Raw genomic sequence first — 7,117 nt, forward strand, 5'->3', positions numbered from 1 at the left:
ATCCTGCGCTTTGCCTCGTCCGACCTGCTCTGCTATCGCGCCGACGCCCCCCAAGGGCTCGTCGACCGGCAGAACGAATATTGGGATCCCGTCATCGATTGGGCGCGGAGCGCGCTCGGCGCCCGGTTTCACCTCGCCGAAGGGGTGATCCATGTCGAGCAGCCGCGCGAGAGCATCGCCGTGCTCGGTGTTCACCTTGCCCAGCGTGCCGACCCGCTACGGCTGGCCGCCATCCACGTCATGACCTCGTTGACGGGATCAGCGCTCCTGGCGCTGGCCGTCGATTTCGGCGAGATCGACGGCGAAGCAGCCTGGGCCGCCGGCCATGTCGACGAGGACTGGCAGGCCGAGCACTGGGGCCATGACGCGGAGGCCGTCGCCCGCCGTGCCCACCGCAAGCGCGATTTCATGGCCGCCGTCGGTCTCCTCAAGGCGCTCAAGGGCTGACGGCAATCGCCACCCTCATTCGTTTCGTGTTGCTATTAGAGCGGCGTGCGTTCCAGTTGGACGTGCGAAGTACGCTGTAACACTTTGAAATCTATGCATCTGCTTTCCGAAGATCGATTCCGATCTTCGGGCCGATGCATTGGACCAAAGTCATAATCCCAAAGACGGGCTGCCTCTGGGCGGCGCTTTCTGTCACTTCTCGCGGCGATAGCTGCGCGAGTCCGTGTCCAGTGGCACGACACCGCGCAGCATCAAGTACAGCGAGATGTCACGGGAGGACGAATTCATGGCAATGGCAGCGACCGCCGGCAGAGCAAGCCGCGGAATGACGCGGGAAGAGAAGAAAGTCATCTTCGCTTCCTCGCTCGGCACCGTTTTCGAATGGTACGATTTCTATCTCTACGGCGCATTGGCGGCCGCGATCGGCTCGACATTCTTCAACTCGTATCCGGAAGCGACGCGCAACATCTTTACGCTGCTGGTTTTCGCCGCCGGCTTCCTCGTGCGCCCGTTCGGCGCGCTGGTGTTTGGCCGCATCGGTGATCTCGTAGGTCGCAAATACACCTTTCTCGTCACCATCCTGATCATGGGCCTGTCGACTTTCCTGGTCGGCCTGCTGCCCGGTTCGGCAAGCTGGGGCATTGCAGCGCCCATTATCCTGATTGCGCTGCGCATGCTGCAGGGCCTGGCGCTCGGCGGTGAATATGGCGGTGCGGCGACCTATGTGGCCGAGCATGCGCCCGACGACCGTCGCGGCTTCTATACATCGTGGATCCAGACGACGGCGACGCTCGGCCTGTTCCTGTCGCTGGTCGTCATCCTTATCGTGCAAAATTCGCTGAGCAAGGAGGATTTCGCGGATTGGGGCTGGCGCATTCCGTTCCTGCTCTCAGCGATCCTGCTCGGCATTTCGGTCTGGATTCGCCTGTCGCTCGCCGAATCGCCGACATTCCAGCGCATGAAGGACGAGGGTAAGGGTTCCAAGGCGCCGCTGACGGAAGCCTTCGGCCAATGGAAAAATGCCAAGATCGCCATTCTGGCGCTTCTCGGCCTTACCGCCGGCCAGGCCGTAGTCTGGTACAACGGCCAGTTTTACGCGCTGTTTTTCCTGCAGAATGTGCTCAAGGTCGATGGCCAGTCGGTCAACATCATGATCGCCATCGCGCTGGCGCTCGGCACGATCTTCTTCGTCGTGTTCGGCTGGCTCTCCGACAAGATCGGCCGCAAGCCGATCATCATGGCGGGCCTGGCGCTGGCGATCGTCACCACCTTCCCGCTGTTCAAGGCGCTGACCTGGGCAGCCAATCCGGCGCTCGCCACCGCACAGCAAAATACCCGTGCGACGATTACCGCTGCGCCTGGCGACTGCAAGTTCCAGTTCAATCCGACCGGAACGCGCAAGCCTCTGACGTCGTGCGATATTGCGACGGACTTCCTTGCCAAGAGCTCGGTGCCCTATGACATCGTCACGACAGCGGCACCGGGGACTCCGGCCAGTGTCAAGATCGGCACCTCAAATGTGGCGTCCTATGACGCCGTGGCAGCCGCAGACAAGGCAACTTCAAGCGACGCCGCGTTCAAGAAGGCAATCAACATTGCATTGCGGGACGGCGGTTATCCGCTGAAGCGTGCTGCGGCCAAGGTCGCCGACCAGAAGCTTGACGCCTTCGTTGCGGCCAATCCGGAACTGAAGCTCGACGCCGCCGCAATCCGCGCCGGCGACAAGACGACGGTTGCGGCCGACCAGGCGGTCAAGGACAAGCTGCTGACGGCCGATGAGGCCGCGGCGGGAGCGCCCGAGATCACCGTCTACAGCGTCCCGGGAGCAGGCGCCTTTGCGATGTTTGCCGACCCTGAACAGGTCAGCTGGGCAAAGGTCATCGGCATCCTGTTCATCCTGGTCCTTTACGTGACCATGGTCTACGGACCGATCGCCGCGATCCTGGTAGAAATGTTCCCGACCCGCATCCGCTATACCGGCATGTCGTTGCCCTATCACATCGGCAATGGCTGGTTCGGCGGCCTGCTGCCGGCGACGGTGTGTTCGCGCTCAGCGCCTACAGCGGCGATATCTATTACGGCCTCTGGTATCCGGTGGTGATCGCGGCGATGTCGCTGGTCATCGGTACGATCTTCGTCAGGGATACGCTGGGAACGGACTTGCACGCCAAGACCTGATCCTGGGCTGAGCAATTCCAGGAAAAGTGTGAAACGGTTTTCCGTCCGGAATTGCGCATAAACAAGAGTTAGAGCGGTTCGGCGTTTCTGTGAAACGATGCACCGCTCTGACAGCAAAAATGCAAAGCCCGGCGCGAGCGATCGCGCCGGGCTTTGCAATTCGTCAAAGCGATGCGGAGGAAAGGTTTAGCTCTTCCGCTCCTGTTTTTCTTCCTCGATGGCGGCCTCGTGGTACCAGCCGCTTCCGAAATCCGTACGGTTGCGCAATGAAGCAAGTTCTGCCGCGAACTTAGCCTTTCCGCTCAAATTTGAGGCAGAAGCGCGCGCTGCCAGCGGGAACATCAGGATTTTGGCCGACTGACGGGTAGGAGTGATTTCCATAGTCGGTCTCCCTTCTTCTCCAGAGCCTTGCCGATTCAATCTTTCCCGAAGATAGGTTCTGCAATCGAGTTAGGCAATATGATTATAAAAAGATCAGTATCTGCCTGTTATTTATGCAGAAGATGCTTGTGATTGATCCGGACGCATTGCGATTACGCGGCACCGGATTGTCGGCATGCCGCAGTCAGTTTTGTCGCACCCCCGACCGGTGAAAATGGCACACGAATTGCTTTTTAATAACCCGGCAGGTCGGCTGCAGGGTGGCTGGCATGCCGGCGCCGTCCAAGGTTCGGTGATCAAAGCAACGAGAGGCTAGAATGACGAAATACAAGCTCGAGTACATTTGGCTCGATGGATACACCCCGGTTCCCAACCTTCGCGGAAAGACGCAGATCAAGGACTATGCCGAATTTCCGACGCTCGACCAGCTTCCGCTGTGGGGCTTCGACGGCTCCTCGACCATGCAGGCCGAAGGCCACTCGTCCGACTGCGTGCTGAAGCCGGTCGCCATCTATCCCGACCCCGCGCGCACCAATGGCGTGCTCGTCATGTGCGAAGTGATGATGCCGGACGGCGTGACGCCGCATGCATCCAACAAGCGCGCTACCATCCTCGACGACGAGGGCGCCTGGTTCGGCTTCGAGCAGGAGTATTTCTTCTACAAGGACGGCCGCCCGCTCGGCTTCCCCGAGAGCGGCTACCCTGCGCCGCAAGGCCCGTACTACACCGGCGTCGGCTACAGCAACGTCGGCAGCGTCGCTAGGCAGATCGTCGAGGAGCATCTCGACCTCTGCCTTGCCGCCGGCATCAACCATGAAGGCATCAACGCCGAGGTGGCCAAGGGCCAGTGGGAATTCCAGATCTTTGGCAAGGGCTCCAAGAAGGCCGCCGACCAGATGTGGATGGCCCGCTACCTGATGCAGCGCCTCACCGAGAAATACGGCATCGATATCGAATACCACTGCAAGCCGCTCGGCGACACCGACTGGAATGGTTCCGGCATGCACGCCAACTTCTCGACCGCTTACATGCGCGAAGTCGGCGGCAAGGACTATTTCGAGGCGCTGATGGCCGCCTTCGACAAGAACCTGATGGATCACATCGCCGTCTACGGCCCGGACAACGACAAGCGTCTGACCGGCAAGCATGAGACCGCGCCATGGAACAGGTTCAGCTATGGCATCGCCGACCGCGGCGCCTCGATCCGCGTGCCGCATTCCTTTATCAACAACGGCTACAAGGGCTATCTCGAGGATCGCCGCCCGAACTCGCAGGGCGACCCCTACCAGATCGCTTCTCAGATCCTGAAGACGATCGCCTCAGTCCCGACCAGCGCCGAGGTTTCGGCTGCCGCTTGAGCACGCGTCACGGCGCAGATCTGAGAGGTCTGCGCCGTGACAGTTCTCCGCCACGCCGGCTTTTTGCCAGGGCGACGACACCAACTGCTCGATTGAGTATTCTCCATCCCAAAACAAAACCCCCGCCGGATCGGTCCGGCGGGGTTTTGTTTGTCGCTTAGCCGATCCGGGTCAGATCGAATAATATCAGATCGAATAATACATGTCGTACTCGACCGGATGCGGGGTCATTTCGAAGCGCATCACTTCGGCCATCTTGAGCTCGATATAGCTGTCGATCTGGTCGTCGTCGAAGACGCCGCCGGCCTTCAGGAAGCCGCGGTCCTTGTCGAGGCTCTGCAGCGCTTCGCGCAGCGAGCCGCAGACGGTCGGGATCTTCTTCAGCTCCTTCGGCGGCAGGTCATAGAGATCCTTGTCCATCGGCTGTCCCGGATGGATCTTGTTCTTGATGCCGTCGAGGCCGGCCATCAGCATGGCGGCAAAGGCGAGATAGGGGTTCGCGCCCGGATCGGGGAAGCGGACCTCGACGCGCTTGGACTTTGGCGACGAGCCGAACGGGATACGGCAGGAGGCAGAGCGGTTGCGGGCCGAATAGGCGAGCAGCACCGGCGCTTCATAGCCGGGCACCAGGCGCTTGTAGGAATTGGTCAGCGGGTTGGTGAAGGCGTTGATGGCCTTGGCGTGCTTGATGACACCGCCGATGTAGAACAGGCAGCTCTCCGAGAGACCGGCATATTCATTGCCGGCGAAGGTCGGCTTGCCCTCCTTCCAGATCGACTGGTGGACGTGCATGCCCGAGCCGTTGTCGCCAAAGACCGGCTTCGGCATGAAGGTGGCCGTCTTGCCGTAGGCGTTGGCGACCTGGTGCACGACATACTTGTAGATCAGCATCTTGTCGGCGTTGCGGACCAGCGTGTCGAACTTGATGCCGAGCTCGTGCTGGGCAGCGGCCACTTCGTGGTGGTGCTTTTCGACACGCACGCCCATTTCGGCGAGCACGGTCAGCATTTCGGAGCGCATGTCCTGCGCCGAGTCGATCGGCGGCACCGGGAAATAGCCGCCTTTGATGCGCGGGCGGTGGCCGAGATTGCCGGTCTCGTAGTCGGTGTCGTCGTTGGACGGCAATTCGGTGGAGTCGAGCTTGAAGCCGGTGTTGTACGGGTCTGCCTTGTACTTGACATCGTCAAACACGAAGAACTCGGCTTCCGGGCCGACGAAGATCTGATCGCCGATGCCTTCCGCCTTCATATAGGCCTCTGCCTTCTTGGCGGTGCCGCGCGGGTCGCGGTTGTAGGATTCTCCGGAGATCGGATCGAGGATATCGCACAGGATGACCATGGTCGACTGCGCGAAGAACGGGTCCATATGCACCGTCTCGGTGTCGGGCATCAGCACCATGTCGGACTCGTTGATCGCCTTCCAGCCGGCGATCGAGGATCCGTCGAACATGACGCCGTCGGCAAACATGTCTTCCTCGACCTCAACGACATCCATCGTCACGTGCTGCAGCTTGCCCTTCGGATCTGTGAAGCGCAGGTCAACGAATTTTACGTCGTTGTCCTTGATCTGCTTCATGATGTCTTTGGCTGTCGTCATGTCATGTTTCCCTGTCTGATGACGTTTCGAGGAGATGATCTGAAATCAGAAACCTCAGACCGCGTCCATCCCTGTTTCGCCGGTGCGGATGCGCACGACTTCCTCGATGTTGGAGACGAAGATCTTGCCGTCGCCGATGCGGCCGGTCTGGGCCGCCTTGCGAATGGCTTCGATCGCGGCTTCGACCGCCTCGTCGCCGAGCACGACCTCGATTTTCACCTTGGGCAGAAAATCCACGACATATTCGGCGCCGCGATAGAGTTCGGTATGGCCCTTCTGGCGGCCAAAACCCTTTGCCTCCGTAACGGTGATGCCTTGCAGCCCGGCCTCCTGAAGCGCTTCCTTCACTTCGTCTAGCTTGAACGGCTTAATGATCGCTTCGATCTTTTTCATGTAAAAAGTGGCCTCCACTGCCAAAAAAGACGGGTTGTGAGCCCCGCTTGCGCCTCCTTCAAGCACGAACTGTGCCAATTTGGGGGGAATCGAAGCGGTATCACGCGATTTCGATGCCATGCCGCGTTGGGGGGTAAATTCGCGTCATTCGCTGCGTTGGCTGCGTCATGGATACTGAGAACCTACACATTGTCGGTGCTTCCGTCCGCACAATAATTGGGCAGATAGAGCATTTTGCAGGCAAATGTGCTTCGGCGAAGCCATTGTCGCGAACGATGTGCTTATAGATCGTGCCATTTCATCACCGTTTGCTTCGAACCGAAAACTGGACAATGTTTGACCCCAAGGATCGGGCTTGAGCCAATGCGGATCGGCATCCATGAACAATGAAATTTTGTCTCCGGCCGAAATGGCTGAGGCCGACCGGTTGACGATTTCCGCCGGACCACGCGACGGCATTGGCCTGATGCGCAATGCAGGTGCCGCGGTCGCTGCGGTGGTGCTCGCTCATTTTCCGGCTGCCAGGCGCGTCCACGTACTGTGCGGACCCGGCAACAATGGCGGCGACGGATACGTCGTCGCCCGCATTCTTCATGACAGCGCCGTCGACGTCTTGATGTGGGCATCCGGCTCGCCCAAAGCTGGCAGCGACGCGGCGCTCGCCGCTTCGGAATGTCCGGTGAGGCCTCGGCCGCTATCGGAATTTGCTGCCGAGACAGGCGAGATCCTGGTCGACGCGCTTTATGGGGCAGGACTGTCCAAGC

The 7,117-nt window shown here is 60.1% G+C and carries 6 protein-coding genes and 1 pseudogene; 4 read left to right on the forward strand and 3 right to left on the reverse strand.

The features are described 5' to 3' along the window. Together EOA85_RS22495 and EOA85_RS22500 are read left to right on the forward strand one after the other, a co-directional pair. A partial coding sequence (locus tag EOA85_RS22495) for an ATP12 family protein (RefSeq protein WP_281033770.1) occupies positions 1 to 447 on the forward strand: 447 nt, incomplete at its 5' end. A 286-nt stretch (positions 448 to 733) separates the two neighbouring features. Beyond that, positions 734 to 2,625, forward strand: a pseudogene (locus EOA85_RS22500) (MFS transporter). Between the two features lie 186 nt (positions 2,626 to 2,811). Here EOA85_RS22500 and EOA85_RS22505 read toward each other — a convergent pair. Then, positions 2,812 to 3,006, reverse strand: a complete 195-nt coding sequence (locus EOA85_RS22505) for a DUF2735 domain-containing protein (RefSeq protein ID WP_127211217.1) — start codon at positions 3,004 to 3,006, stop codon at positions 2,812 to 2,814. Positions 3,007 to 3,323: 317 nt separating this feature from the next. Between EOA85_RS22505 and EOA85_RS22510 the strand changes: the two genes are divergently transcribed. After that, a complete protein-coding gene (locus EOA85_RS22510; protein ID WP_127211218.1) occupies positions 3,324 to 4,364 on the forward strand; it encodes a glutamine synthetase beta-grasp domain-containing protein in 1,041 nt (346 codons plus the stop codon). Between the two features lie 186 nt (positions 4,365 to 4,550). On the opposite strand, the gene glnA is transcribed toward EOA85_RS22510, so the two are convergent. Together glnA and EOA85_RS22520 are read right to left on the reverse strand one after the other, a co-directional pair. After that, positions 4,551 to 5,960, reverse strand: coding sequence for a type I glutamate--ammonia ligase (gene glnA / locus EOA85_RS22515; RefSeq protein WP_065008715.1), 1,410 nt, complete (start codon positions 5,958 to 5,960; stop codon positions 4,551 to 4,553). A 54-nt stretch (positions 5,961 to 6,014) separates the two neighbouring features. After that, on the reverse strand, positions 6,015 to 6,353 hold the full coding sequence (locus tag EOA85_RS22520) for a P-II family nitrogen regulator (RefSeq protein WP_127211219.1): 339 nt from the start codon (positions 6,351 to 6,353) through the stop codon (positions 6,015 to 6,017). A 379-nt stretch (positions 6,354 to 6,732) separates the two neighbouring features. Between EOA85_RS22520 and EOA85_RS22525 the strand changes: the two genes are divergently transcribed. Continuing rightward, positions 6,733 to 7,117 (forward strand): NAD(P)H-hydrate epimerase (locus tag EOA85_RS22525; RefSeq protein WP_281033771.1); only part of this gene is annotated, 385 nt, incomplete at its 3' end.

The organism is Mesorhizobium sp. M5C.F.Ca.IN.020.29.1.1 (genome assembly GCF_003997375.1).
GTDB classification, from domain to species: Bacteria; Pseudomonadota; Alphaproteobacteria; order Rhizobiales; family Rhizobiaceae; genus Mesorhizobium; species Mesorhizobium wenxiniae.

Excerpts from the sequence above, each read along its gene's own strand:
- EOA85_RS22505 (WP_127211217.1), bottom strand. The coding sequence starts at position 3,006 with ATGGAAATCACTCCTACCCGTCAGTCGGCCAAAATCCTGATGTTCCCG.
- EOA85_RS22510 (WP_127211218.1), top strand. The coding sequence starts at position 3,324 with ATGACGAAATACAAGCTCGAGTACATTTGGCTCGATGGATACACCCCG.
- glnA (WP_065008715.1), bottom strand. The coding sequence starts at position 5,960 with ATGACGACAGCCAAAGACATCATGAAGCAGATCAAGGACAACGACGTA.
- EOA85_RS22520 (WP_127211219.1), bottom strand. The coding sequence starts at position 6,353 with ATGAAAAAGATCGAAGCGATCATTAAGCCGTTCAAGCTAGACGAAGTG.